This is a genomic window from Leisingera aquaemixtae (assembly GCF_019801145.1).
In the GTDB taxonomy this organism is placed as follows: Bacteria; Pseudomonadota; Alphaproteobacteria; order Rhodobacterales; family Rhodobacteraceae; genus Leisingera; species Leisingera aquaemixtae_A.
In genome coordinates this window covers 237,551-262,882 of sequence record NZ_JAHVJQ010000004.1, presented here as the reverse complement: position 1 = coordinate 262,882, position 25,332 = coordinate 237,551, and the positions used below count along the sequence as shown (strand labels likewise).

Here is a 25,332-nt window from a genome sequence, read left to right as displayed (position 1 = left end):
CCCTACGCCCTCGCAATTTGCAGCAAAGGCACGACATGACTCTGAATTCCACACTGGCCGCAGTCACGGAGCGCATCATCCTCCGCAGCGAGGCGACCCGCGCCGCCTACTTGGATCGGATGCGCGCCGCAAAGGGCAAGGGCCCGGCCCGGGCGCATCTCAGCTGCTCCGGCCAGGCCCACGCCTATGCCGCCACCGGTGCAGACCAGCAAACGCTGGCGGCTGGCAGCAAGGGGCATCTGGGGATCGTCACCGCCTACAACGACATGCTGTCGGCGCATCAGCCGTTTGAGACCTACCCCGCATTGATCCGCGATGCCGTTCGCAAGGCGGGCGGCACAGCGCAGGTAGCGGGCGGGGTGCCTGCGATGTGCGACGGCGTCACCCAGGGCGAGGCCGGCATGGAGCTGAGCCTGTTCTCCCGCGACACCATCGCCATGGCGACGGGCGTCGCGCTCAGCCACAATGTGTTCGATGCCGCGGTGTTCCTCGGTGTCTGCGACAAGATCGTGCCCGGACTGGTGATCGGCGCCCAGGCCTTTGGCCATATCCCGGCGGTGTTCCTGCCCGCAGGACCGATGACCAGCGGCTTGGCCAATGACGAAAAGGCGCATATCCGCCAGAAATTTGCCGCCGGGGAAGTCACCCGCGAGGAGCTGCTGAAGGCAGAAATGGCCGCCTACCACGGCCCCGGCACCTGCACCTTCTACGGCACTGCCAACACCAACCAGATGCTGATGGAGTTCATGGGGCTGCATCTGCCCGGGTCCTCTTTCGTCAATCCCGGCACGCCCCTGCGCGAGGCGTTGACGGTTGAGGGTGCCAAGCGAGCGCTGTCGCTCAGCGCTCTGGGCAACAACTACACCCCGGTCTGCGACGTGCTGGACGAGAAAGCCTATGCCAACGGCATCGTTGGGCTGATGGCCACCGGCGGCTCCACCAACCTGCTGATCCACCTCATTGCCATGGCGCGGGCGGGCGGCATTCTCCTCGACTGGCAGGATTTTGCGGAACTCTCGGAGGCTGTGCCGCTGCTGGCGAAAGTTTATCCCAATGGCTTGGCCGACGTGAACCATTTCCACGCCGCAGGCGGGCTGGGCTACATGATTGGCGAGCTGCTGAAAGCGGGGCTTCTGCACCCGGACACCCGGACAGTCGCGGGTGAAGGGCTGGAGACCTATACGCAGGAGCCATTTCTGTCGGAGGACGGGCTCACCTTCCGCCCCGGCCCGGGGCAAAGCCTGAATGACGCGGTGCTACGCCCTGCGGATGCACCGTTCCAGAAGACCGGCGGGCTAAAGCGGCTGACCGGCAATCTGGGCACCGCGGTGATCAAGGTCTCGGCGGTCGCAAAAGAGCACCAAGTGGTCGAAGCCCCCGCCCGGGTCTTTCACGATCAGGAAGAAGCCAAGGCCGCCTTCAAGGCAGGCGAACTGACCAGCGACGTGATCGTGGTGGTGCGCTTCCAGGGCCCCAAGGCCAACGGCATGCCGGAACTGCACAGTCTGACGCCGTTCCTCGGCATCCTTCAGGGCCGCGGCCAGAAGGTGGCGCTGGTCACCGACGGGCGGATGTCCGGCGCCTCCGGCAAAATCCCGGCGGCGATCCATGTGGTCCCTGAAGCCCTGGACGGCGGCCCGATTGCCCGGATCCGGGACGGCGATTTGCTGCGGCTAGATGCGGTGAAGGGCACATTAGAAATCTTGACGGAAGGCGCGCTCGAGCGCGAAGCCGCCACCGCCGACCTCAGCGCCTATCAGCACGGCACCGGCCGCGAGCTGTTTTCCCTGTTCCGCCGCTCGGTTGCCTCAGCCGACGAAGGCGCCAGCGTATTTGGAGTTTGATAGATGCGGATTACCCCTCAGGACGCCAGCCTGCGCACCTGCGAAATTTGCGCCCTGGCACCGGTGATGCCGGTGCTGGTGGTTGAGGACGCGGCCCATGCCCGCCCCCTTGCCGAAGCACTGGTGGCAGGCGGGCTGCCCGCATTGGAAGTCACCCTCCGCACCGGCGCCGCGCTGGACGTGATCCGCGAGATGGCTCAGGTGAAAGGCGGCGTTGTCGGGGCCGGCACGCTGATCACCCCGAAGGACGCCGAAGCCGCCAAGGAGGCTGGCGCCCAGTTCGGCGTCTCGCCGGGCGCCACGGATTACCTTCTGGACGCATGTGAATCGATCGGCCTGCCGCTCTTGCCGGGCGCGGCGACCGCCACTGAGGCGATGCGCCTGCTGGCCCGCGGCTACGGTATGCTGAAATTCTTCCCGGCAGAAGCCTCCGGCGGCGCACCTGCGCTCAAGGCCATCGGTGCACCATTGCCGCAGATCTCCTTCTGCCCCACTGGCGGCATCACACCCGCCAATGCCGAAAGCTACCTGAGCTTGGGCAATGTGGTCTGCGCCGGCGGCAGCTGGGTCGCGCCCAAGGATCTGGTCCAGGCCGGCAACTGGAGCGAAATTGAAGACCTGGCAAGGGAAGCAAGTGAACTGGGCAAAGGCTGAATTTCAAATCTACCGGCCTTGCAAGAGGCGTTGCAGGGCGGCGTCAGGAGGCCCCTTCACTGCCTCCGAAGCCCAGTTCGTTTTGATAAGCGAACAGTGCTGGCAGCCCTCCGGTATGCAACAACAGCACCTTCTGCCCTTTGCTGATGACGCCCTCGGCCAGCAGGCCCAGAAGGCCGGCAAAGGTTTTGGCTGAATAAACCGGATCCAGCAAAACTCCCTCCGCCCGTGCCATGTACTGGAGAGCCTTCCGGACCGCTGCACCGGTGCGCCCGTATCCCGGCGCCAGCGCCCCATCCCAAGTAAGGATGTCCGCATTCCCAAACAGCCGTTGGCCCCCCATAAGATCCGCCAGATCCGCTGTTACCCGGTCCAGACGTGTTCGTTGCTGCTGCGCATCCCGACGGACGCAGACCCCGTAAACAGGTGCAGTGATGCCCGCGCGGCGGACGCCGGTCAGGAAGCCGCCGTGGGTCGCCCCGCTGCCAGAAGGAACCACAGCCGCATCAAAGCCGCCGATCTGAGCCGCCAGCTCCGCGGCGCCCAGCACATAGCCCAGAGCGCCCAAAGGCGGATGCCCCAGGCCGAGCGGAATAATATAGGGGGTACGGCCAGCCGCCCGCAGCTCCTCTGCCCGCGCCTCCAGCGCCGCGTCAGCCCCGGCTTCATCCTCGCCCTCCGGGTAGCCCATGCCTTCTGCGCCCAGAATGTCCGACAGGAAGATATTGCCCGAGCGGTAGTAGAGCGGGTCCATCCCCGGGACCCGCTCTTCACGCTGGAGAATGGCCTGCATCCCCAGTTTCGACGCGGCCGCAGCGGCGGTGCGGGCAAAATTCGATTGCACCGCACCGGTAATCAGAATGGTATCCGCCTGTTCCGCAACCGCTGCACCCAGGTAGAATTCCAGCTGCCGGGTCTTGTTGCCGCCAAAACTGAGACCCGTCAGATCGTCCCGTTTGATCCAAAGATCTATTTCCAACTCCTTGGACAACCTCTCCAGCCGCTCCAGCGGAGTGGGTTGCGCCATCAGTCTGGCGCGGGGAAAATCCGGCAGGCAATCAGGGTTCAGGATCATGACGGTTTTCTCCAGTGGCAGCCAGGGCGGATGCCCTCAACTGTGCGGCCGTATCGCGCGCCGTCAATATTAAACGCCTCCACCCGCAATGGGGATTGAGGCTTGGCCATGGGCCGCGTTGGCGGCGCCCGCGGTTGCTTTACAGCGCTGCGGCCCCCATGTGTCCTGAATGCACCGAAACGCCAAGGACCAGCCTCATGCCCGCCAGTGAACCCCGCCCTGCCCTTCGCGTCGATATAGTCTCAGACGTCGTGTGCCCGTGGTGCGCCGTGGGCTACAGCCAGCTCGCCTTTGCCGCCCGCCGCGCCGGGGTGACCCTGGACATCCACTGGCAGCCGTTTGAACTGAACCCCGATATGGCACCCGAGGGCGAGGACCTGCGGGAGCATCTGGCGGCGAAGTATGGCAGCACGACAGAGCAATCGGCACAGGTGCGGGCACAGTTGACCGAACTGGGTGAACCCCTGGGTTTCACCTTTCGCTTCTTTGACGGCATGCGGATCTACAACACGTTCCAAGCGCATCAACTGATCGAATGGGCAGAAGTGCGCCGCAAGGGCCATGAGATGAAACAGGCGCTGCTGAAAGCCTATTTCACCGATCGCCAGAATGTCTCGGATATTGATGTGCTGGTAGAAGCCGCAGATCGCCTTGGCCTTGACGGCCGAGAAGCCCGCGCATCGCTGGAAAACGGCAAACATGCTGACAGCGTGCGCCAGCGCGAGACGTTTTGGGTAAGCCAGGGTATCCGCGGCGTTCCAGCCATGGTGTTCAGCGGCCGCCATCTGGTGACCGGCGCGCAAGGCGTCGAGACTTACGCCAGCATTCTTGAACAGCTCGGATACACCGGAAACACCTTTGCCTGATGGCAGCGCCCGGCCAGCGGCCGGGCGGCGTTCTCGTTGTTCGGGGCTACTACTGCGGCAAACACTGGGTGATGGCTGATTCTAGCTTGTCCACCACCTCCGCGATCTGTTCCTCGGTAATTATAAACGGCGGTGCCAGCAGGATATGGTCGCCGTTCCGGCCATCGCGGGTGCCCGACATCGGATAGCAGATAAGCCCGGCCTGAAACGCCGCTTTCTTGATCTTGCCGGCCAGTCCCAGCGCGGGGTCGAACGGGGTCTTGGTTTCACGGTCGGTGACCAGTTCGATCCCGCGGAACAGCCCGCGGCCGCGGATGTCGCCGACGTTTGGATGCTGGCCGAAACGGTCCTCCAGCGCGGCTTGCAGCTTCTCTCCCATTTCCGCACAGCGCTGCACCAGGCCCCGGTCCAGCATCGCCTTGACCACGGCAAGGCCCGCAGCGGTCGCCACCGGATGGCCGATATAGGTGTGGCCGTGCTGGAAGAAGCCGGAGCCATTTTTGATGGCTTCATAAATTTGCTTGGTGCAAAGCATCGCGCCGATCGGCTGGTAGCCCGCACCCAACCCCTTGGCGATGCACAGAATATCCGGCGCGACGCCATCTGCCTGGCAGGCAAACAGATGCCCGGTCCGGCCCATGCCGCACATAACCTCGTCCAGGATCAGCAGCACGCCGTATGTGTCGCAGATCTCGCGGATGCGCTTGAAGTAACCCTCCACCGCAGGCACCGCGCCGGAGGTGGCACCAACCACCGGTTCCGCCATGAAGGCCATGACGGTGTCAGGCCCAAGGCGCAGGATCTCCGCCTCCAGCTCATTGGCCACGCGCTGGCCGTAGTCATAGCTGCTCTCGCCGTCGGCCCGGCCCACATATTCATAGCAGGGCGAAATGTGGGAGATGTCGATCAGCAGAGGCGCGAACTGGGTCCGGCGCCATTCATTGCCGCCTGCCGCCAGCGCGCCGAGGGTGTTGCCGTGATAGCTTTGCTTGCGGGCGATGATGTGGCGGCGCTGCGGCTCGCCGCGCTCAAGGTGGTACTGGCGGGCCAGCTTGATCGCCGCCTCGGTGGCCTCAGACCCGCCGGACACGAAATAGACCCGGTCGATGTCGCCCGGCGCGTTGGCCACCAGCAGGTCCGCCAGTTCCTCGGCCGGTTCTGAAGTCAGGAAGCCGGTGTGGGCAAAGGCCAGTTTTCCGACCTGGTCCTGAACGGCCTTGATGACATCCGCATCGGAATGGCCAAGGCAGGACACCGCGGCACCGCCGGAGCCGTCGAAATAGCGCTTGCCGTCCGCGTCGATCAGATAGCAGCCTTCACCGGATACCGCGGTGGGCAGATCAGCCTTGGTGTGGCGGGGAAAAACGTGACTCATGATCTGCACTCCTTGAGGCTATGGCCCGCATCCCGCGCGGCCTGAACAAAGGCGGCAACCGAGGCTGCGTTGTCGGCCAGCAGCCCGCCTTCGGGTGTTTCAATGTTATTCTCAAATCCGATTCGCGCATCCCCGCCTGCTGCAACCGCTGCAAGCAGGCAGGCTTGCTCATACCGGCCAAAGGCGCAGACAGCCCAGTTAAGGCACAGGTCTGCGGTTGCGTCGCGGAAGACGGCCAGCCCTTCGGGGCGGGCCAGAACCGGCGGGCTGTACTTGCCCAGAACAAAGATCGCGTCACGCATGGTTTCCGGAATGACACCGCCCCGATACCAGCGGCGCAGCTGCGCGATGCAGCTGGGGCCATAAAGGATATGCTGCACCTGGGTGCCTGCTTCCTGGCACACCGCATAAGCGCGCGCAGCCAGCCCTGGGTCCCGCGCCATTTCCCGCACTGAGACAGAGGCCGCCGCCGGGCGCAGCGCCTCCAGACAGGCAAGCTGGGCCGCTACGTCATAGATCCCGGCGCTTTCGGTGGTAATCTGCACAGCCATCCCCGGCACGCGCTCCTGCACCGCTGCCAGGGCCTCGCCGTAGCGTCCGGCATCCAATGAATGGCGCCCCTCGTCGTCACGCACATGCAGATGCAGCGCGTGGGCCCCGGCCGCAAAACAGGCTGCCGCAGTTTCCGCCGTCTGCTGCGGCGTCACAGGAAGCGCCGGGTGATCCCCGCGTCCGCGCCGGGCACCATTGGGCGCCACCATTAACCTGTATTTTGCCACCGGTGCTCTCCTGCGCAGGTTTCTCTGGCCCGGCTCGCACCCGGGCTGCAGGTGCAGTTTGTATGCGCGGCACACGCGCTCTCAATCCAGAAACTTCAAAACATCTGTTCTGCCGCCGCCAGCCTGAGCAGCTTTGTGCCGCCTGGACCGGCCAACCGCTTCTGGACTTAGGTCAGCAACCGATTTGGCCCTAACGAATTCCGCAAATCTGACGTTTCTGGTACATAATGCGCCTCATAGCCCGTGTAGGGTGCCGGGCAGCCTGATTCACTTCTAACGCCGAAAGGACATGTCATGGACGGCACGTTCAACGAAAACGATCTCTCCCGCGTTGTCGAGGCCGACAAGGCCCACATGTGGCACCACCTGTTCCAGCACAAGGCGCTGGAAAGCTCCGACCCGCGCATCATCGTCGAGGGCAAGGGCATGCGCGTGTGGGATCAGAACGGCAAGGAATTCCTGGATGCTGTTTCCGGTGGTGTCTGGACCGTCAACGTCGGCTATGGCCGCGAGAACATCTGCAAGGCAGTTTACGATCAGCTGATGAAAGTCTGCTATTTCGCCAACTCCGCAGGGTCCATTCCCGGTGCGCTGTTTGCCGAAAAGCTGATCTCCAAGATGCCGGGCATGACCCGCGTCTACTATACCAACTCCGGATCCGAGGCCAACGAGAAGGCCTTCAAAATGGTCCGCCAGATCGCCCACAAGAAGTACGGCGGCAAGAAAACCAAGATCCTGTACCGCGACCGCGACTACCACGGCTCCACTCTGGCCACCATGTCGGCCGGTGGCCAGGACGAGCGCAACGCGCAGTACGGCCCCTTTGCGCCGGATTTCGTCCGCGTTCCGCACTGCATGGAATACCGCAAGCATGAGCTGGGCCTGGAGCACCTGTCCGGCCGCGAGTTCGGCATCGCCGCGGCAGACAAGATCGAGGAAGTGATCCTGCGCGAAGGCCCGGAGACCGTAGGCGCGCTGTGCCTGGAACCGGTGACAGCAGGCGGCGGCGTGATCGAGGCCCCCGAGGGCTACTGGGAGCGCGTGCAGGAAATCTGCAAGAAGTACGACATCCTGCTGCACATCGACGAGGTGGTCTGCGGTGTCGGGCGCACCGGCAAGTGGTTCGGCTATCAGCAGTACGGCATCAAGCCGGACTTCGTGACCATGGCCAAGGGCGTTGCCTCCGGCTATGCGGCAATTGCCTGCATGGTGACCACCGAAGAAGTCTTTGCCATGTTCAAGGACGACGCGGGCGATCCGCTGAACTACTTCCGCGACATCTCCACCTTCGGAGGCTGCACCGCAGGCCCCGCCGCGGCGCTGGTCAACATGCAGATCATCGAGGACGAGAGCCTGCTGGACAACTGCGCTGCCATGGGTGAGCGGATGCTGAACAACCTGCGCGCGCTGCAGGAGAAGCACGCCGTGATCGGCGACGTGCGCGGCAAGGGCCTGTTCCTGGGCGCCGAACTGGTTCAGGACCGCGAGACCAAGGAGCCGGTGGACGAGAAACTGGCCCAGCAGGTTGTCGCGGAATGCGGCGCGCAGGGCGTGATCATCGGCGTCACCAACCGCTCACTGCCGGGCCGCAATAACACCCTGTGCTTCAGCCCGGCGCTGATCGCCACCGCGGACGACATCGACCAGATCTGCGACGCGGTCGACAAGGCACTGACCAAGGTCTTCGGCTGACATCTCTCCCTGTTGGACGATCAAACTGCGCCCCGGTACCGCCGGGGGCGCTCTTTCGTTTTGGGTCGTTACAGAACCTAAACCAGCCGCACGCCAATCCCGCCGTCAACCGCCATTGGCGCTCCGGTCATGAAGCTGGCGCGGTCTGACAGGAGAAACAACGCCGCTTGTGCAATCTCGGCCGGTGCTGCCATCCGCTTCATCGGATGCAGCCCCGCGATAAAGCTGTGAGTCCCAGGATCATCGCCAGCCATCGCAGTCCTGGTCCCGCCAGGCAGCAGCGCATTCACCCGTATGCCTTCCGCCGCAAGATCAGAGGCCAATGATTGAACCAGGCCGACCAGTCCTGCCTTTGACGCGGCATAGGCCCCCATGCCCGGCATGCCGCCATTGCTGACCCCGACAAAGGATCCGGTAAAGACAAGCGAGCCGCCTCCGCGCGCCTTCAGCGCCGGGACCTGCGCCTTGGCCGAGAAGAAGGCACCGGTGAGGTTGGCTGCTATAACAGCGTTCCAATTTCTGGCATCCATCTTGTCCACGGGTCCCATCTCACCCATTACGCCCGCATTGTTGAAAGCGCCGTCCAGCCCGCCAAATTCCTCTTGTGCAAGTGCGGTCAGGGCAATCGCGTAGGTTTCGTCGGTGACATCACCTGCGAGAAAGGCTGCATTTCCTCCGTCTTTGGTCACTTGTGTGGCGATCCGTTCAAGCTCCCCCTGCCGGCGGGCCCCCAGCACCACATTGGCTCCTTCGGCTGCAAACAGAATAGCTGCCGCTTCGCCGATCCCGCTGCTCGCACCAGTGATGATTACTGTCTTGTTTCTCAGCTCCATGTCCGTCTCCTTGTTGGCTGTGCAGACATGACTAAGGAGCCGGCCGGACCATCGGCGACCCGATACTTGCGGCTATTCCCGGCTCCGTCTTGAAACCGCAAGAATCGGGTCACCGTTCAACCTGATATGTCTCGCGGGCCAGAGCGGCCCGAAGTTTTCTCCAAACTGGCCCTAAGGCCAGATTGCACCGCGCTTAAGTCCACCCTAAGGTGGCGCGCATGGCCATCTCAGTTGACACCTTTTTCCTGAACCCGGACGCCCAGGGCACCCTGCAGGCGCAGATCCAGGAAATGATTGCCGAGGGTATTCTGTCTGGCCGGTTCCGGGTCGGGGAAAAGCTGCCGTCCTCACGCAAACTGGCAGCGCACCTGGGCATCAGCCGGATCACTGTCACCCTGGCCTATACCGAGCTGCTGGCCAACGACTACCTCACCTCGCGCGGGCGGTCGGGGTATTTTGTCTCGGACAACGCGCCGGTGCCGCCCTCCTACACGCCGCAGCAGAAATCCGGCGATGCCGTGGACTGGGGCAAGACACTGGCACGCAGCTTTACAGGCGGCGACACCCCGCGCAAACCTCAGGACTGGCGCGACTACCGCTACCCGTTCATTTACGGGCAGGCGGATGCCTCGCTGTTCGACCACGCCAACTGGCGGCTGTGCGCGCTGCGGGCACTGGGGCAAAAGGACTTCTCTGCGCTGGCCAACGACTATTTCGATCAGGACGACCCGCTCTTGATCGAATACATCGCCCGCCACACCCTGCCGCGGCGCGGCATCACCGCGCGGCCGCAGGAGATCCTGATTACGCTGGGGGCGCAGAACGCCCTGTGGATCACCTGCCAGCTGCTGCTGAACCGCGGGCGGCGGGCGGCGGTGGAGGACCCAGCATATTACACCTTGCGCGACCAGGTGATGCAGACCCGCTGCCAGGTCGATTGCATTCCGGTTGATGAGCGCGGCCTGCCGCCCGGTGACATTCCCGATGACACCAACGTCATCTTCTGCACCCCCAGCCATCAAAGCCCGACCACATTCACGATGCCGATGGAGCGGCGCAAGGAGCTGCTGCGGCGCGCCAGCGAAATCGACGCGGTCATTGTCGAGGACGACTACGAGTTCGAGATGTCCTTTCTCGGTGCCCCCTCTCCCTCTCTCAAGTCGCTGGATTCCGAAGGGCGGGTGATCTATGCCGGCAGCTTCTCGAAATCTCTGTTTCCCGGGCTGCGGCTGGGCTACTTGGTCGGTTCGGAGCCGTTCATTCGCCAGGCCCGGGCGCTGCGCGCCAGCGTGCTGCGGCATCCCCCGGGGCATGTTCAGCGCACGGTGGCCTATTTCCTGTCGCTTGGCCACTACGACGCCCAGATCCGGCGGATTGCCAAGGTGCTGCACGACCGGCGCGCAGTGATCGAGGATGCCATCCGCAAACACGGGCTGAACATTGCAGGTGTCGGCAGTTTCGGCGGTTCAGCCCTGTGGATGGAAGCACCCGAGGATGTCGATGCAACTGCAGTGGCAGAGCGGCTTCGGGAGAAAAGCGTGATCATCGAACCCGGCGCGCCTTTCTTTGCGGCTGAGCACCGCAAGCAGAACTATTACAGGCTTGGTTATTCCTCGATTCCTGCAACCAGAATCGAACCAGGCCTGGCCTTGCTGGCCGAGGCGCTGAAACAGCGCTGAGCAGTACTTCCGGCGCACCGGGCTGTGAAAATTGATACAAAAAGTATCAAAAATATACCCAAGAATCTCGATTGCCTGCCGGGCATGACCGGCTGAATCTTATGCGAAAAAACCGCCTGGCCATTTGAATGGGTCCAGTTTTGGACCTATTCCAGCCGAACAACTGGCCCTAACCCGACCTCCTTCCGCCCCCTAAACCAGAGTCAATTCCCGGCATTCCAGCCCGGGCGGAATATGCGTCTCACTCAGGAGCAAGACCCATGAAAATGACCACCGAAGAAGCCTTTGTCAAAGTGCTTCAGATGCATGGCATCGAGCATGCCTTTGGCATCATTGGCTCTGCCATGATGCCGATTTCCGACATCTTCGAGCCGGCGGGCATCACCTTCTGGGATTGCGCCCACGAGGGATCCGGCGGCATGATGGCAGATGGCTACACCCGCGCCACCGGCAAGATGTCGATGATGATCGCCCAGAACGGCCCTGGCATCACCAACTTTGTGACCGCTGTCAAAACCGCCTACTGGAACCACACCCCGCTGCTGCTGGTGACCCCGCAGGCCGCGAACAAGACCATGGGCCAGGGCGGCTTCCAGGAAATGGAACAAATGCGCATGTTTGCGGATTGCGTCTGCTACCAGGAAGAAGTCCGCGATCCGTCCCGCATGGCCGAGGTTCTGAACCGCGTGATCATGCAGGCCAAGCGCAACTCCGCTCCGGCCCAGATCAACGTGCCGCGCGACTACTTCACCCAGGTCGTCGACATTGAGCTGCCCGCGGTTGTTGACTTTGAACGCCCCGCAGGCGGCACCGAAGCGGTGAACGAAGCAGCTGAGCTGCTGTCGAACGCAAAATTCCCGGTCATCCTGAACGGCGCCGGCGTTGTCATCGGCGGCGCAATCCCGTCGTCCATCGCTCTGGCCGAGCGCCTGGACGCACCGGTCTGCGTTGGCTACCAGCACAACGACGCCTTCCCGGGCTCGCACCCGCTGTTTGCAGGCCCGCTGGGCTACAACGGCTCCAAGGCAGGTATGGAACTGATCTCCAAGGCGGACGTCGTTCTGGCCCTGGGCACCCGCCTGAACCCGTTCTCGACCCTGCCCGGCTACGGCATCGACTACTGGCCGACCGACGCCAAGATCATCCAGGTTGACATCAATCCGGACCGCATCGGCCTGACAAAGAAAGTCACCGTCGGCATCGTCGGCGACGCCAAGCAGGTTGCCGACACCATCCTTGAAAAACTCTCCGCCACTGCAGGCGACGAGGGCCGCGGCGAGCGCAAAGCGCTGATCGCGCACACCAAGTCCTCCTGGGCGCAGGAACTGTCGTCGATGGATCACGAGCAGGACGATCCCGGCACCACCTGGAACGAGCGCGCCCGTGCCGCCAAGCCTGACTGGCTCAGCCCGCGCCGCGCATGGCGTGCGATCCAGGCCGGCCTGCCGAAGGATGCGATCATCTCTTCCGACATCGGCAACAACTGCGCCATCGGCAACGCCTACCCGACCTTCGAGGAAGGCCGCAAATACCTGGCCCCCGGCCTGTTCGGCCCCTGCGGCTACGGCCTGCCGGCGGTTGTCGGCGCGAAGATCGGCTGCCCGGACGTTCCGGTTGTCGGCTTTTCCGGCGACGGTGCCTTCGGCATCGCGGTGACCGAGCTGACCGCAATCGGCCGCGAGGAATGGCCCGCGATCACCCAGGTTGTCTTCCGCAACTACCAGTGGGGCGCTGAGAAGCGGAACTCCACTCTGTGGTTCGACGACAACTTTGTCGGCACCGAGCTCGACACCCAGGTGTCTTATGCCGGTATCGCCCAGGCCTGCGGCCTGAAAGGTGTAGTGGCCCGTACCCAGGACGAGCTGACCGAGGCGCTGCGCCAGGCCTGCGAAGACCAGAAGAAGGGCATCACCACTCTGATCGAAGCCATGATCAACCAGGAACTTGGTGAACCCTTCCGCCGCGACGCGATGAAGAAACCGGTACAGGTTGCCGGCATCAGCAAGGACGACATGCGTCCGCAGAAAGTCTGAACCTGATGCCCCTGCCCTTTGACCTCTCTTTGGGCCAGGGGCTCTATCTGGCCGCCGCGTTATTCGCGGCGGCCTTGATCCGGGGCTTTTCCGGCTTCGGCTTCTCCGCCATTTTCATCATCCTTGCGGCGCTGACCACCAATCCGCTGCCGCTGATCCCAGTGGTGTTTTCCTGCGAAATCGCCATGACCGCCTTTCAGGCGAGGGACATCCGCCCGCATATTGACTGGCGCCGGGCCATTGCCCTGCTGGCAGGAGCCGCCGTCGCAACCGTTCCCGCCATCGCCATCATGGCGCGGCTGGGCGAACAGGAGGCGCGGCTGGCGATCTCAAGCCTGATCCTGGTGCTGAGCCTCGTTTTGCTCAGCGGCTGGCAGCTGGAACGTCCGGTGGGGCGAAACGGGAATGTGGGTGTGGGTGCCATAGCAGGCATCGCCAACAGCGCCGGCGTCGGCGGTCTGCCGGTGGCGGCCTTCCTGACTGCGCAGCCTGTGCCGCCTGCGGTGTTTCGCGCCACGATGATCGTGTTCCTGACCGGTATCGACGTGATGGCGCTGCCGGTGATGGCCGCGAACGGTCTGGTCGGGCCGGAAACCCTGACCGGCATCCTGCTGGCCTTTCCCATTCTGGGCCTCGGCATATGGGCCGGCTCCCACAGTTTCAAGGCGGTTTCACAGCCGCTGTTCCGCCGCGCGGTGGTGCTGATGCTCACCGCGCTTTCGCTGATCAATATCGCTCGGCTGGCGTTCTGATTGCCAGCCCCGCCCCGAAACCGCTGTTACAGGACGCACGCCCGTGACCCAGACCTTGTCCCCGCTCGAACTGCTGAAGGCCGAAGCCCCGGCCGCCCGCCCCGTTGTCGCGCTGAGCGAAGGTACTGATCCCCGCGTGGTGGCAGGCGCATTGGCGGCGCACCAGGCAGGCATCGCCGATGTGATCCTGATCGGCCCGCAGGCAGAGGTCGAAGCAGCCCTGCAAGCCGAAGGCGCCAGCGCCGGGAACGGCGTGGCGGTACACGACCCGGTCAGTTCAGAGCTGACAGCTTCTTTTGCCGCCGAATACTACGAACTCCGCAAAAACAAGGGCGTTGATCAAGCCAAGGCCCGCGAGGCGGCCGAGACTCCACTGGTCTATGCTGCCATGCTGGTGCGCCTAGGGCATGCCACCGGCACCGTTGGCGGTGCAGTGCACACCACCGGCGACGTAGTGCGCAGCGCCATTCAGGTCATCGGCATGGCGCCGGGAGCCGGCATGGTCTCTTCTTTCTTCCTGATGTACCCGCCGGAAAACGCCCCCGAAGGCGCCCGTGCGATGCTTTATTCGGACTGCGGGCTGGTAATCGACCCCAATCCTGCCGAAATGGTCTCGATCGCCGCTGCCTCGGCTCAATCGGCCCGCGCGCTGCTGCGGGTAGAGCCGAAGCTTGCGTTCCTCAGCTTCTCGACAAAGGGCAGCGCCAAACACCCTGCTGTAGACAAAGCGGCAGAGGCCTTGAGCCTTTTTCATGACGCCTATCCTGACCTGCAAGCGGATGGAGAACTGCAGTTCGACGCCGCATTTGTCCCCTCGGTCGGCGAACGCAAGTCGCCAGGATCCAGTGTCGCGGGCCAGGCCAACGTGATGATCTTCCCTAACCTGGACGCCGGCAATATCGGCTACAAGATTACCCAGCGGCTAGGCGGCTATTCCGCCATCGGCCCGGTGCTGCAGGGACTGGCGAAACCAGCCAACGACCTTTCCCGCGGCTGCAGCGCCGAAGATGTTACTCAGATCATTGCCGTTACAATCCTTCAGGCATCAGGAACAAATGGCCCATCCTCCTGAGCCGAAACAGAACACTATTCCCAAAAGAAGGCTTTCCGTCATACGGTCGCCCGAAACACCCAACAGGACCCGCCCATGACCCATCAGCAGCCAATCCTGAACACCTCGCCCAAGGTTTCGGACGAGATCCGCAAGACCACCTGCTACATGTGCGCCTGCCGCTGCGGCATCAACGTGCACATGAAGGACGGCAAGGTCGCCTATATCGAGGGCAACCGCGACCACCCGGTGAACAAGGGCGTCCTCTGCGCCAAGGGTTCAGCGGGGATCATGCAGGTGAACGCGCCTTCACGGCTGAAGGCGCCGATGATCCGCACCGGCCCGCGCGGTTCCGGCCAGTTTAAGGAAATCTCCTGGGACGAGGCGCTTGCGATTGCGGTGGGCTGGCTGGAGCCTGTCCGGCACGAGGCACCCGAGCAGTTGGCCTTCTTCACCGGCCGCGATCAATCGCAAAGCTTCACCAGCTTTTGGGCGCAAAGCTTCGGCACCCCCAACTATGCGGCGCATGGCGGTTTTTGCTCGGTCAACATGGCGACCGCGGGCATCTACACCATGGGTGGTGCGTTCTGGGAATTCGGCCAGCCCGACTGGGAGCACACCAAGCTGTTCATGCTGTTCGGCGTGGCCGAGGACCACGACTCCAACCCGATCAAAATGGGCATCGGCAAGATCAAAAAGCGCGGTGCGCGGGTGATCGGCGTCAATCCGATCCGCTCCGGCTACAACGCAGTGGCTGACGACTGGGTCGGCATTACCCCCGGCACCGACGGACTGTTCATCCTGTCCCTGATCCATGTGCTGATGAAGGCTGGCAAGATCGACCTCGACTACCTCAGCCGCTACACCAATGCGCCGGTGCTGATCAACGCCGAGGAAGGGCCAGAAAAGGGCCTGTTCCTGCGGGACGGTGACGGCAAGATGCTGGTGATCGACCGCAACACCGGCAAGCTGACCCCGTTTGACCAGCCAGGCGTGCGTCCGGACCTGAGCGCCGTCCACGAGAAAGACGGCGTCACCCACCGCCCCGTCTTCCACCTGATGGCAGAGCGTTACCTGGCTGATGAGTACGCGCCGGAGGCAATCGCAGAAAAATGCGGCATCCCGGCCCAACGCATTCGCGCCATTGCCGGCGAACTGGCCCGCGTCGCCTTTGACGAGGCCTTCGAGCTGGATGTCGAATGGACCGACTTCCGCGGCGAGAAGCACACCAAGATGGTGGGCCGCCCGGTCTCGATGCACTCAATGCGCGGGGTTTCGGCGCATGCGAACGGCTTCCAGACCTGCCGCGCGCTGCATGTGCTGCAGATCCTGCTGGGCACTGTCGAGGTTCCCGGCGGCTTCCGCTTCAAACCGCCCTACCCTAAGCCGGTGGAGGCGCATCCGACACCGCACTGCAAATCCACGCCTGACACCCCGCTGGACGGCCCGCATCTGGGCTTTGTCCGCGGCCCGGAGCATCTGGCGCTGAAGGAAGACGGCAGCCCGGCGCGGATCGACAAGGCCTTCACCTGGGAAAACCCGATGTCGGCGCATGGTCTTATGCACATGGTGATCTCCAACGCCTATGCCGGCGATCCCTACAAGATCGACACGCTGTTCATGTACATGGCCAACATGTCGTGGAACTCCTCCATGAACACCAAGGGTGTGATGGAGATGCTGACCGGCAAGGATGAAAACGGCGACTACAAGATCCCGCATATCATCTACTCGGATGCCTATTCCTCCGAGATGGTGGCCTTTGCCGACCTGATCCTGCCCGACACCACCTATCTCGAGCGCCACGACTGCATCTCGCTGCTGGACCGCCCGATCTGCGAGGCGGATGCAGCGGCGGATGCGATCCGCTGGCCGGTGATCGAGCCGGACCGGAACGTGCGCGGCTTCCAGACGGTGCTGATCCAGCTGGCCAACCGGATGAAGCTGCCGAATTTCACCAATGAGGACCGCACCCCCAAGTGGAGGAACTACGCCGACTACATCGTCAACCACGAACGCAAGCCGGGCATCGGCCCGCTGGCAGGCTTCCGCGGTGAAAACGGCGACAAGGAAGGCCGCGGCGAGGTGAACCCCGAGCAGCTGGACAAATACATCGAAAACGGCGGTTTCTACGTCGCCCACATCCCGGACGGCGCGGACTACTACAAACCCTGGAACACCGCCTATCAGGACTGGGCGGTGGGCATGGGCATCTATGACAGCCCGCAGCCCTATCTGTTCCAGCTGTATGTGGAGCCGATGCGCAAGTTCCAGCTGGCTGCAGAGGGCCATGGCGAACGCCAGCCCCCCGAGCATCTGCGCCAGCGGGTGAAGGACGTGATGGACCCGCTGCCGATCTGGTACGAGACCGACCAGCAGGGCAACGAGGGCTTTACAGTCAACGCGCTAACCCAGCGCCCGATGGCGATGTACCACTCTTGGGGCACCCAAAACGCCTGGCTGCGGCAGCTGCATGGACGCAATCCGCTCTATGTCCCAACCAAGCTGATGCGCAAGCATGGGTTGCAGGACGGCGACTGGGCCAAGGTCACCTCGCCGCACGGTGAAATCACCGTGCCGGTGATGGAGATGGCCGCGCTGAATGACAACACCGTCTGGACCTGGAACGCCATCGGCAAGCGCAAGGGAGCCTGGGCGCTGGAGAAGGACGCGCCGGAGGCCACCAAGGGCTTCCTCTTGAACCACCTGATCCACGAACTGCTGCCTGCGAAGGGCGATGGCATGCGGTGGGCCAACTCGGACCCGATCACCGGCCAGGCGGCCTGGTTCGACCTGAAGGTCAAAATCGAAAAAGCCGCCGCGCCGGAGGATCTGCAGGAAAGCCAGCCGGCCTTCCCGGCGCAGGAATCTCCGGTTGGCACCGGCCCGAAAGAACTGAAGTGGAAAGTAGGCAAATGACCGAGCTCCCCAACTCCACAGACCGCAAGATGGGCCTGGTCATCGACCTGGACACTTGCGTCGGCTGCCATGCCTGCGTGATCTCCTGCAAGGGCTGGAATACCGAAAACTACGGCGCCCCCTTGTCAGACCAGAACCCCTACGGCGGCGACCCGTCGGGCACCTTCCTGAACCGGGTGCACTCATACGAGGTGCAGCCCGCGGAAGGCCATGCGCAGCTGATCCATTTCCCCAAGTCCTGCCTGCACTGCGAGGACGCGCCCTGCGTCACCGTCTGCCCCACCGGCGCCAGCTATAAGCGCGCCGAGGACGGCATCGTGCTGGTGAATGAGGACCACTGCATCGGCTGCGGCCTCTGCGCCTGGTCCTGCCCTTACGGAGCGCGGGAACTGGACCTGGCAGAAGGCGTGATGAAGAAATGCACCCTCTGCGTTGACCGGATCTACAACGAGAACCTGCCGGAAGTGGACCGCATCCCCTCTTGCGTGCGGACCTGCCCCGCAGGCGCCCGCCATTTCGGCGATCTGGGCGATCCGGACAGCGATGTCTCCAAACTGGTGGCAGAACGCGGCGGCATGGATCTGATGCCGGAAATGGGCACCAAGCCGGTGAACAAGTACCTGCCGCCCCGTCCCAAGGACCAGATCGAGGAGCAGATCGACATTCTCGCCCCGCTGCTGGCACCGGTCGCTGACGAACCGCAAGGCTTCATGGGCTGGCTGGACAAGGCCCTCGACAAACTTCCGGGAGGAGCGAACTGATGCATCCCGCACCATCCGTCATTATCTTCACTACGCTCTCCGGCCTCGGCTTTGGCCTCTTGTTCTTCCTCGGCCTCGGCCAGCCCGCCGTGACCGGGAAAGTGGCCTTTGTGTTCTACGCCATAGCCTTCGGCCTGGCCTGCGGCGGCCTGTTGGCATCTACCTTCCACCTGGGCCGCCCGGAGCGCGCCTGGCGTGCCCTGACCCAGTGGAAAACCAGCTGGCTCAGCCGCGAGGGCGTCTGCGCCGTCGGGGCGCTGATTGTCATGGGCCTCTACGCGCTTGGCGCGGTTTTCATGGACAGCCATTGGACGCTGTTGGGCTGGATCGGCGCGGCACTCAGCCTCGCCACAGTCTTCACCACCTCGATGATCTACACCCAATTGAAGACCATCCCGCGCTGGAACATGGAATTGACGCCTGCGATGTTCCTGTCTTTCAGCCTGGCAGGCGGCGCGCTGCTGGCCGGAGCCGAGTCGGTGGCGCCCTGGCTGCTGGCCATCGCCGGCGCGGTGCAGCTGGCCTATTGGGCCAAGGGCGACAAGGCGCTGGAGAACTCCGGCACCAATCTGGGCACTGCCACCGGCCTTGGCGACCGCGGCGCGGTCCGCGCCTTTGAACCGCCGCACACCGGCTCCAACTACCTCTTGCGCGAGTTCGTTCATGTGGTCGGCCGCAAGCACGCGCAGAAGCTGCGGATGATTGCCTTTATCCTCGGCTTTGCCCTGCCGCTGCTGCTGATCCTGACCCCGGTTCAGGGCATCGTGATCAAGCATGTGTTTGCTGCCCTCGCGGTGCTGTCGCATCTTGCAGGCATCGCCACCTCGCGCTGGCTGTTCTTTGCCCAGGCCGAACATGTGGTCGGCCTCTACTACGGCAAACGCTGACATTCCCGGGGCGCCCAATGCGGCGCCCCGATCTATTTCGAGTATTTTTTACCAGCCATGTCACAAACGTCCTGGCTGCCTCGTCCTGTTCCTGAAGCCACCAGAAAGGAACAGACAAATGTCCCAACGCCTCGACTATTTCGCCATCACCCCCGACCTGTTTCAGCCGATGCTGGAGCAGGAGAAGCTGTTCAAGGACAGCACCCTGGAGCACAGTCTGGTGGAGCTGGTGAAGCTGCGGGCTTCGCAGATCAACGGCTGTGCCTTCTGCATCCACATGCACAGCCACGACCTGCGCGCTCATGGTGAAAGCGAGGACCGGATGCAGCTGCTGAATGCCTGGCGTGAATCCTCGCTTTACACCAAGCGGGAGCGTGCTGCGCTGGCCTGGTGCGAAGCGCTGACGCGGGTGGAAAAGACCGGCGCGCCTGATACAGACTATGAGGAAATGACCCGGCTGTTCTCCCCGCGCGAGCAGGTGGTGCTGACACTTCTGATCAGCGCCATCAATGCCTGGAACCGCATTGCAATCGGTTTCCGCACCTCGCATCCTGCCGCTGAGGAGGCCAATGCCGCGTGACAGCCCAGCACAAAAAAGACGGAACCGATGTGTTCCTGACAGCGCGGCCGCGATTGTTTGCGGCCGCCTACCGGATGCTGGGCACGGTTAGCGACGCCGAGGACATCCTGCAGGATGCGTTCCTGCGCTGGCAGGCAACAGACAAGGCTGAGGTGCGGGACCCGACCGGCTACCTGATGAGGATCACTACCCGGCTGTGCCTGGACCAGCTGAAATCGGCCCGTGTGCGGCGCGAGACGTATCCCGGCGAATGGCTGCCGGAGCCGCTTCTGACCGAGGACGCAACCGAACAGCTGGACCATGACGTCTCGGTTGCGCTGCTGATGGCGCTGGAAGCCCTGTCGCCGCTGGAACGCGCCGCTTTCCTGCTGCGTGACATTTTCGACAGCTCATATGACGACATTTCCTCCGCGCTGAACCGCTCTCCCGAGGCTTGCCGCCAATTGGCTGCCCGCGCCAGGCGCAAGGTCCAGAAGCTGCGGCCGCGGGCCCCGGCCGACCCGGATCAGGGGCGGGAATTGACCGAAGCTTTCTTCCGGGCGTCCAGAACAGGCGACACAGCGGCCCTGACCCAGCTTCTGGCGCAGGATGTGCAGCTCATTTCGGATGGCGGCGGCAAGGCCATAGCGGCGCTCAATCCGATCTACGGGCGGGACAAGGTGCTGCGGCTGCTGGAAGGCATTGCCCGCAAGTTCGGCAAAACGGTTCCGACCCGCTGGCGTTTTTGCCGCCTGAACGGCCTTCCGGCGATTTTGAACCTGGCCGAGGATGGTATCCTGCAAGCAACCTCGCTGGAGATCGCGGAGGGCAAGATCACAAGGATCTATGTGACCCGCAACCCGGATAAGACCCGGCACCTGGCGGATGCTCTGAGCTGAAGGGGCAACCCCTCTTGCCCCTTCAGGGCAACACCTCCCTGAGTATTTCCAACCGGCAAGAGGCAAAAAGGGCGGCACTGGGATGGAGGCCGCCCTAGCTGTTTTCAGATGCGGATAAAGTTTACAGCAGGCCCGCGTGCACCATGGCCGCGTCGATGGCAGCCTTGGTGCTGTCCTCCAGCGTGGTCAGCGGCGAGCGAACCTCTTCGCTGCACATGCCGAGCTTGGACAGGCCGTATTTGGCGCCTGCAAGGCCCGGCTCGATGAAGATCGCCTCGTGCAGCGGCATCAGCCTGTCCTGATACTCCAGAGCCTTGGCATAGTCGCCTGCCAGGGTAGCGGCCTGGAATTCGGCACAGAGCTTCGGCGCGACGTTCGCGGTCACCGAGATGCAGCCAACACCGCCGTGGGCGTTGAAACCCAGTGCGGTCGCGTCTTCGCCAGACAGCTGCACGAATTCCTTGCCGCAAGCGGCACGCTGCTGGCTGACGCGGGCCAGATCGCCGGTGGCATCCTTCACCCCGATGATGCGCGGCAGCTTGGCCAGCTCCCCCATGGTCGCAGGCGTCATGTCGACGACCGAGCGGCCGGGGATGTTGTAGATGATGATCGGGATCTCGGCACAGTCATGGGCGGCCTGGAAGTGCTGCACCATGCCGCGCTGCGTCGGCTTGTTGTAATACGGCGTCACGACCAGCGCCGCATCGGCACCGACTTTCTTGGCAAACTCGACAAAGCGAATCATCTCGACGGTGTTGTTGGAGCCTGCGCCCGCAATCACCGGCACCCGGCCAGCCGCTGCCTTGACCGTCTCTGCGATGACCTGCTCATGCTCCTCGTGGGTCAGCGTCGGGCTTTCACCGGTGGTCCCGACGGGCACCAGGCCGGTCGACCCTTCGGCAATCTGCCATTCCACCAGGCGTTTGAGCGCATCCAGATCCAGCTCGCCGTTCGAAAACGGGGTAACGAGTGCTGGCATAGAGCCTTTGAACATGGGCACGCTCCCTTCGCTGCAGGTGCAGGCGGCAATCCGCCGCCGTCAAGGTACGGAATGCCAGTGATTTGAGTTGATACCGGCACGCCAATAAGTAACGTTCAAGCCTCTATCCCCGGACCGTTGGAAAATGCAAGAGATGACACGCATTCTGGCCCTTATTCTGCTCATTGCGGCGGCCCTGCCCGGAGCACCTGCCCAAGCCCGCGATTTGGGCACGGCGCTTGATCTGATGCGGGCCGAGAAATGGGATCAGGCCGCGCGCGAAGCGGGCAAGCGTCAAAGCGTGGCGCGCGATGTCATCGAATGGCACCGGCTGCGGGCCGGGCTGGGATCAGCAGGCGATGTAATGGCGTTTCTGGATCGGCGCCCGGACTGGCCCGGGCTCGACTACCTGCGCCGCCAGAATGAGGACGCCATAGCCGCCACCGGGCGCGAGACCATCCTGGCCTTTTATGCCGAAGACCGTCCGCAAACTGCTGAAGGCGCGCTGAGCCTGGGCAAGGCCCTGATTGCTGCCGGGCGCCGCGGCGACGGCGAGGCGGAGATCGTGCTGGCCTGGCGCACCATGGCGATGGGCAGCGCGATCCAGAAGCTCTACTTGCGGGACTTCGGCAAGCTGCTGAAGCCGCACCACACCGCGCGGCTGGACCGGCTCTTGTGGGAGGATCATCTGGTTAGTTCCAAGCGGATGCTGCCACTGGTTCCCGAGCCTGAGCGTAAACTGGCAGAAGCCCGCATAGCCCTGCAGGAACGTGCCCCAGGCGTGGACGCCAAGATCGAAGCCGTTCCCGCCAGCCTGCAAGCCTCTGCCGGTCTTGCGTACGACCGCTTTGCCTGGCGCGACCGCAAGCGGCTGCAGGACAGCGCCATCGACATGATGATGGACCGCAGTACCAGCGCAGAGAAACTGGGCGAGCCGGGAAAATGGCTCAACCGCCGCCGCGATCTGGCCCGGCAATTGATGCGCGACGGCGATCACGAGCGCGCCTACCAGCTTGCGGCCTATCATTTCTCCACGCCCGAGGACGGTTATGGCTATTCCGACTGCGAATGGCTGGCCGGCTACATCGCCTTGCAGAATTTGCGCGACCCCGAGCTTGCTGTGGTGCATTTTCAGCGGTTCCTTTCCTCGGTCGAGACCCCGATCTCGATCGGCCGCGGCGGCTACTGGCTGGGCCGGGCCTATGCGGCAATGGGCGAAGCCGACAAGGCGCACGAGGCCTATGCCAAAGGCGCGGAATACCAGACGTCTTTCTATGGCCTGCTGGCCGCCGAAAAACTTGGACGCCCCTTTGATCCGGCGCTGGTGAAACCCGCCCCCATGCCTGACTGGCGCAAGGCGGCTTTCATGCAATCCTCGGTGGCCGAGGCCGGGCTGATGCTGCTGGAAGCCGGCGATCTGGCGCTGGCAGAGCGCTTTCTTACTCATCTGGTGGAGACCCTGCCACCGGTCCAGGCGCGCCAGCTGGGGCAAATGGCGGTGGAATTGGACCAGCCGCATCTGGCGGTGATGATCTCAAAACGCGCTGCCCGCGGCGGGGTGGAGCTGGAGGGCGCCTACTACCCGCTGCACGCGGTTGCCAAGCGTCAGCTGCCTATGGCCGAAGAAATGACCCTGGCCATTGCCCGGCGCGAAAGCGAGTTTGATCCTGCGGTCGTCAGCCATGCCGGCGCACGCGGGCTGATGCAGGTGATGCCGGCAACGGCCAAGCTGGTGGCAACGGAACTGGGCATTCTGGCAAACCACAAGACGTCCCGCCTGACAGCGGAGTGGGATTACAACGCCAAGCTGGGGGCCAATTACCTGGCAGGCCTGGCCGGCAAGTTCCGCGGCAACGTTGTGATGATGGCGGCCGGCTACAACGCCGGCCCGCACCGCCCCATAGCCTGGATGGAACGCTATGGTGATCCCCGGGACGGCGACCCAGATATCGTTGACTGGATCGAACACATCCCCTTCAACGAGACCCGCAACTACGTGATGCGGGTCACCGAAAGCCTGCCGGTCTACCGGGCCCGGCTGGGCAAGGCGCCGCTGCCGGTTCCGTTCTCCAAGGAGCTGAAGGGCTCAACCCTTCACGCGTTCGCGCCATAGGGTGAACAGGCCCGCGGCGATGATGATGCCTGCACCGATGGCGACATTGGTGCGGATCACCTCGCCGAACACCGCCATGCCCAGCATCGCCGCCCAGATCAGGTGGAAATAGGCGAAAGGCTGAACTGCGCTGGCCTCGGCCATCTCGTAGCACTTGATCAGCAGCCAGTGGCCGGTCACGCCCGAAACGCACAGCAGCGCCATCCAGAACCAGTCGCCTTGGCTCATCGGCTCCCAGAACCAGATGCCGATTGCGGTCATGAAGACCATGCCGGCAACCCCGGTCCAGAAGAAACTGGTGGCGGTGCTGTCCCTGCGCGCGGCGTAGCGCGTCACCAGCCCGTAAACGGCAAACATCAGCGCCGAGATGAACGGTATCACCGCGGCCGGGTTGAACACGCCCATGCCCGGCTGCAGGATAACCAGCACCCCGATCAGGCCGACGCCGATCGCCACCCAGCGCCGCCAGCCGACGCTTTCACCCAGGACCGGGCCGCTCAGCGCCGCGACCAGCAGCGGATAGCAGATGAACACCGCCTGGCTCTCGATAAGGCCCAGCACGGTAAAGCCATAGACCGCCACACAGATTTCAGCGACCAGCAAAACGCCGCGGAAGATCTGCAGCCACAGCTGGTCGGTACGGGCAGCCTCCTTGATCCCTCCCGGCGCCCTTGCCGCCAGGAAAACCACAAAGGCAGCAAAGAACCAGTAGCGCACCATCACCACCATGTAGGTGTTGTAGGTGCCCGCCAGATGGCGCGAAATGCCGTCCTGCAGGGCAAAGACGATGGTGGCTCCGATCATCAGCAGAATACCCAGCGGCACGTTGTTCTGCTGCACCCGGGGCTGAGGCAGGCTTTTGCCCTGTGGAACCATGCTCATCGCAATACCGCCTTTGTCATATGCCGCTTGCGCCCGTAACCGGGAATGCGGGTCACTTCAAATCCTGCTGCCTCCAGCCCGCGGCGGACAAAGCCCGCTGCAGTATAGGTCGCCGCCGAGCCGCCGGGCGCGGTATGCGCCGCAACCTCCGCCATCAGCGCCTCCTCCCACAACTCAGGGTTTTTGGCCGGAGAGAACCCGTCCAGAAACCAAGCATCCGCCAGCCCTGTCCACTCCGGCAGCGACACCCGCGCGTCGCCCTGGATCACCTCCAGTTGCAGGCTGCCCAGATCGCAAGCCCCTGTGCCATGCCACTTGGCCAGGAACCGCTCCGCCCAGGGGGCAACCGCCGGAAACGCCTCCAGCGCCTTGTCCATATCACCAGGCGCCATCGGGAAGGCCTCGAAACTGGTGAAGCGCAGCGGCCCTTCCTGCCCTGCTGCTTCCCAGGCACGCCAGGCCGCCAGCATGTTGAGACCGGTGCCAAAGCCCAGCTCGGCAATATGAAAGCCCGGAGCAAACCGCTCCGGCAAGCTGTTTCCAGCCAGGAACACATGCTCCGTCTCTGCCAGCCCGTCCTGGTTTGAGAAATAGGGATCATCGAACTGATCCGACACCGGAACAGTGCCATCGCGCCAGCTGAGGCGGGCCTGCTGGTCTGCCATGCTATAATCCCCTAAGTGAGTGTCTGGAACGGCGC

General features: G+C 63.5%; 21 protein-coding genes. 14 read left to right on the top strand and 7 right to left on the bottom strand.

Annotated elements, in window-relative coordinates; translation table 11 throughout:
• The first annotated feature begins 35 nt into the window (after positions 1-35).
• Together edd and eda are read left to right on the top strand one after the other, a co-directional pair.
• The gene (gene edd, locus KUW17_RS11575; protein ID WP_222479175.1) at positions 36-1,844 is read left to right on the top strand and encodes a phosphogluconate dehydratase; all 1,809 of its coding nucleotides are present in this window, start codon (positions 36-38) and stop codon (positions 1,842-1,844) included.
• A 3-nt stretch (positions 1,845-1,847) separates the two neighbouring features.
• On the top strand, positions 1,848-2,498 hold the full coding sequence (gene eda / locus KUW17_RS11570; RefSeq protein ID WP_222479172.1) for a bifunctional 4-hydroxy-2-oxoglutarate aldolase/2-dehydro-3-deoxy-phosphogluconate aldolase: 651 nt from the start codon (positions 1,848-1,850) through the stop codon (positions 2,496-2,498).
• Positions 2,499-2,541: 43 nt separating this feature from the next.
• Here the strand turns inward: eda and KUW17_RS11565 are convergent, their stop codons facing one another.
• Complete coding sequence (locus tag KUW17_RS11565) at positions 2,542-3,573, bottom strand: D-cysteine desulfhydrase family protein (RefSeq protein ID WP_222479170.1); 1,032 nt, start codon at positions 3,571-3,573, stop codon at positions 2,542-2,544.
• Positions 3,574-3,770: 197 nt separating this feature from the next.
• On the opposite strand from KUW17_RS11565, the gene KUW17_RS11560 reads away from it, so the two are divergent.
• Positions 3,771-4,439 carry a DsbA family oxidoreductase gene (locus KUW17_RS11560; RefSeq protein WP_222479168.1) on the top strand — a complete coding sequence of 223 codons (669 nt, stop codon included), beginning with the start codon at positions 3,771-3,773 and terminating at the stop codon, positions 4,437-4,439.
• Between the two features lie 49 nt (positions 4,440-4,488).
• On the opposite strand, the gene KUW17_RS11555 is transcribed toward KUW17_RS11560, so the two are convergent.
• Positions 4,489-5,814, bottom strand: a complete 1,326-nt coding sequence (locus tag KUW17_RS11555; protein WP_222479166.1) for an aspartate aminotransferase family protein — start codon at positions 5,812-5,814, stop codon at positions 4,489-4,491.
• Positions 5,811-6,593: a 3-keto-5-aminohexanoate cleavage protein gene (locus KUW17_RS11550; RefSeq protein ID WP_315899397.1), complete on the bottom strand. Its 783-nt coding sequence runs from the start codon at positions 6,591-6,593 to the stop codon at positions 5,811-5,813. The genes KUW17_RS11555 and KUW17_RS11550 overlap by 4 nt, the downstream gene beginning before the upstream one ends.
• 294 nt (positions 6,594-6,887) lie before the next feature.
• Between KUW17_RS11550 and KUW17_RS11545 the strand changes: the two genes are divergently transcribed.
• Positions 6,888-8,285 carry an aspartate aminotransferase family protein gene (locus KUW17_RS11545; protein WP_222479164.1) on the top strand — a complete coding sequence of 466 codons (1,398 nt, stop codon included), beginning with the start codon at positions 6,888-6,890 and terminating at the stop codon, positions 8,283-8,285.
• A gap of 77 nt (positions 8,286-8,362) precedes the next feature.
• On the opposite strand, the gene KUW17_RS11540 is transcribed toward KUW17_RS11545, so the two are convergent.
• Positions 8,363-9,118: an SDR family oxidoreductase gene (locus tag KUW17_RS11540; protein WP_222479162.1), complete on the bottom strand. Its 756-nt coding sequence runs from the start codon at positions 9,116-9,118 to the stop codon at positions 8,363-8,365.
• A 218-nt stretch (positions 9,119-9,336) separates the two neighbouring features.
• On the opposite strand from KUW17_RS11540, the gene KUW17_RS11535 reads away from it, so the two are divergent.
• The 9 genes from KUW17_RS11535 to KUW17_RS11495 all read left to right on the top strand — a co-directional run bounded on the left by KUW17_RS11535 (position 9,337) and on the right by KUW17_RS11495 (position 20,658).
• Positions 9,337-10,797: a PLP-dependent aminotransferase family protein gene (locus KUW17_RS11535; protein ID WP_222479160.1), complete on the top strand. Its 1,461-nt coding sequence runs from the start codon at positions 9,337-9,339 to the stop codon at positions 10,795-10,797.
• A gap of 260 nt (positions 10,798-11,057) precedes the next feature.
• Positions 11,058-12,830 (top strand): sulfoacetaldehyde acetyltransferase, encoded by a 1,773-nt coding sequence (xsc, locus tag KUW17_RS11530; protein WP_222479158.1) that lies wholly within the window; start codon positions 11,058-11,060, stop codon positions 12,828-12,830.
• 5 nt (positions 12,831-12,835) lie between these two features.
• The gene (locus KUW17_RS11525; protein ID WP_222479156.1) at positions 12,836-13,582 is read left to right on the top strand and encodes a sulfite exporter TauE/SafE family protein; all 747 of its coding nucleotides are present in this window, start codon (positions 12,836-12,838) and stop codon (positions 13,580-13,582) included.
• A 43-nt stretch (positions 13,583-13,625) separates the two neighbouring features.
• Positions 13,626-14,654 carry a phosphate acetyltransferase gene (gene pta / locus KUW17_RS11520; RefSeq protein WP_315899396.1) on the top strand — a complete coding sequence of 343 codons (1,029 nt, stop codon included), beginning with the start codon at positions 13,626-13,628 and terminating at the stop codon, positions 14,652-14,654.
• Between the two features lie 75 nt (positions 14,655-14,729).
• Complete coding sequence (locus KUW17_RS11515; protein WP_222479154.1) at positions 14,730-17,552, top strand: molybdopterin oxidoreductase family protein; 2,823 nt, start codon at positions 14,730-14,732, stop codon at positions 17,550-17,552.
• Positions 17,549-18,313: a 4Fe-4S dicluster domain-containing protein gene (locus tag KUW17_RS11510; RefSeq protein ID WP_222479152.1), complete on the top strand. Its 765-nt coding sequence runs from the start codon at positions 17,549-17,551 to the stop codon at positions 18,311-18,313. The genes KUW17_RS11515 and KUW17_RS11510 overlap by 4 nt, the downstream gene beginning before the upstream one ends.
• A complete protein-coding gene (locus KUW17_RS11505; RefSeq protein ID WP_222479150.1) occupies positions 18,313-19,200 on the top strand; it encodes a dimethyl sulfoxide reductase anchor subunit family protein in 888 nt (295 codons plus the stop codon). Before KUW17_RS11510 ends, KUW17_RS11505 begins: the two co-directional genes overlap by 1 nt.
• 118 nt (positions 19,201-19,318) lie before the next feature.
• Positions 19,319-19,780, top strand: a complete 462-nt coding sequence (locus tag KUW17_RS11500) for a carboxymuconolactone decarboxylase family protein (RefSeq protein WP_222479148.1) — start codon at positions 19,319-19,321, stop codon at positions 19,778-19,780.
• Positions 19,777-20,658 carry a sigma-70 family RNA polymerase sigma factor gene (locus KUW17_RS11495; protein WP_222479146.1) on the top strand — a complete coding sequence of 294 codons (882 nt, stop codon included), beginning with the start codon at positions 19,777-19,779 and terminating at the stop codon, positions 20,656-20,658. The genes KUW17_RS11500 and KUW17_RS11495 overlap by 4 nt, the downstream gene beginning before the upstream one ends.
• Positions 20,659-20,779: 121 nt before the next feature.
• On the opposite strand, the gene dapA is transcribed toward KUW17_RS11495, so the two are convergent.
• Entirely contained in the window at positions 20,780-21,652 is an 873-nt protein-coding gene (gene dapA / locus KUW17_RS11490) for a 4-hydroxy-tetrahydrodipicolinate synthase (RefSeq protein ID WP_222479144.1), read from the bottom strand.
• 139 nt (positions 21,653-21,791) lie between these two features.
• On the opposite strand from dapA, the gene KUW17_RS11485 reads away from it, so the two are divergent.
• Positions 21,792-23,750 carry a lytic transglycosylase domain-containing protein gene (locus KUW17_RS11485; protein ID WP_222479142.1) on the top strand — a complete coding sequence of 653 codons (1,959 nt, stop codon included), beginning with the start codon at positions 21,792-21,794 and terminating at the stop codon, positions 23,748-23,750.
• Here the strand turns inward: KUW17_RS11485 and KUW17_RS11480 are convergent.
• Complete coding sequence (locus tag KUW17_RS11480) at positions 23,724-24,632, bottom strand: DMT family transporter (RefSeq protein WP_222479140.1); 909 nt, start codon at positions 24,630-24,632, stop codon at positions 23,724-23,726. The two genes, KUW17_RS11485 and KUW17_RS11480, sit on opposite strands and share 27 nt — an antisense overlap.
• Positions 24,629-25,297, bottom strand: coding sequence for a tRNA (5-methylaminomethyl-2-thiouridine)(34)-methyltransferase MnmD (mnmD, locus tag KUW17_RS11475; RefSeq protein ID WP_222479138.1), 669 nt, complete (start codon positions 25,295-25,297; stop codon positions 24,629-24,631). The genes KUW17_RS11480 and mnmD overlap by 4 nt, the downstream gene beginning before the upstream one ends.
• Between the last annotated feature and the right edge of the window lie 35 nt (positions 25,298-25,332).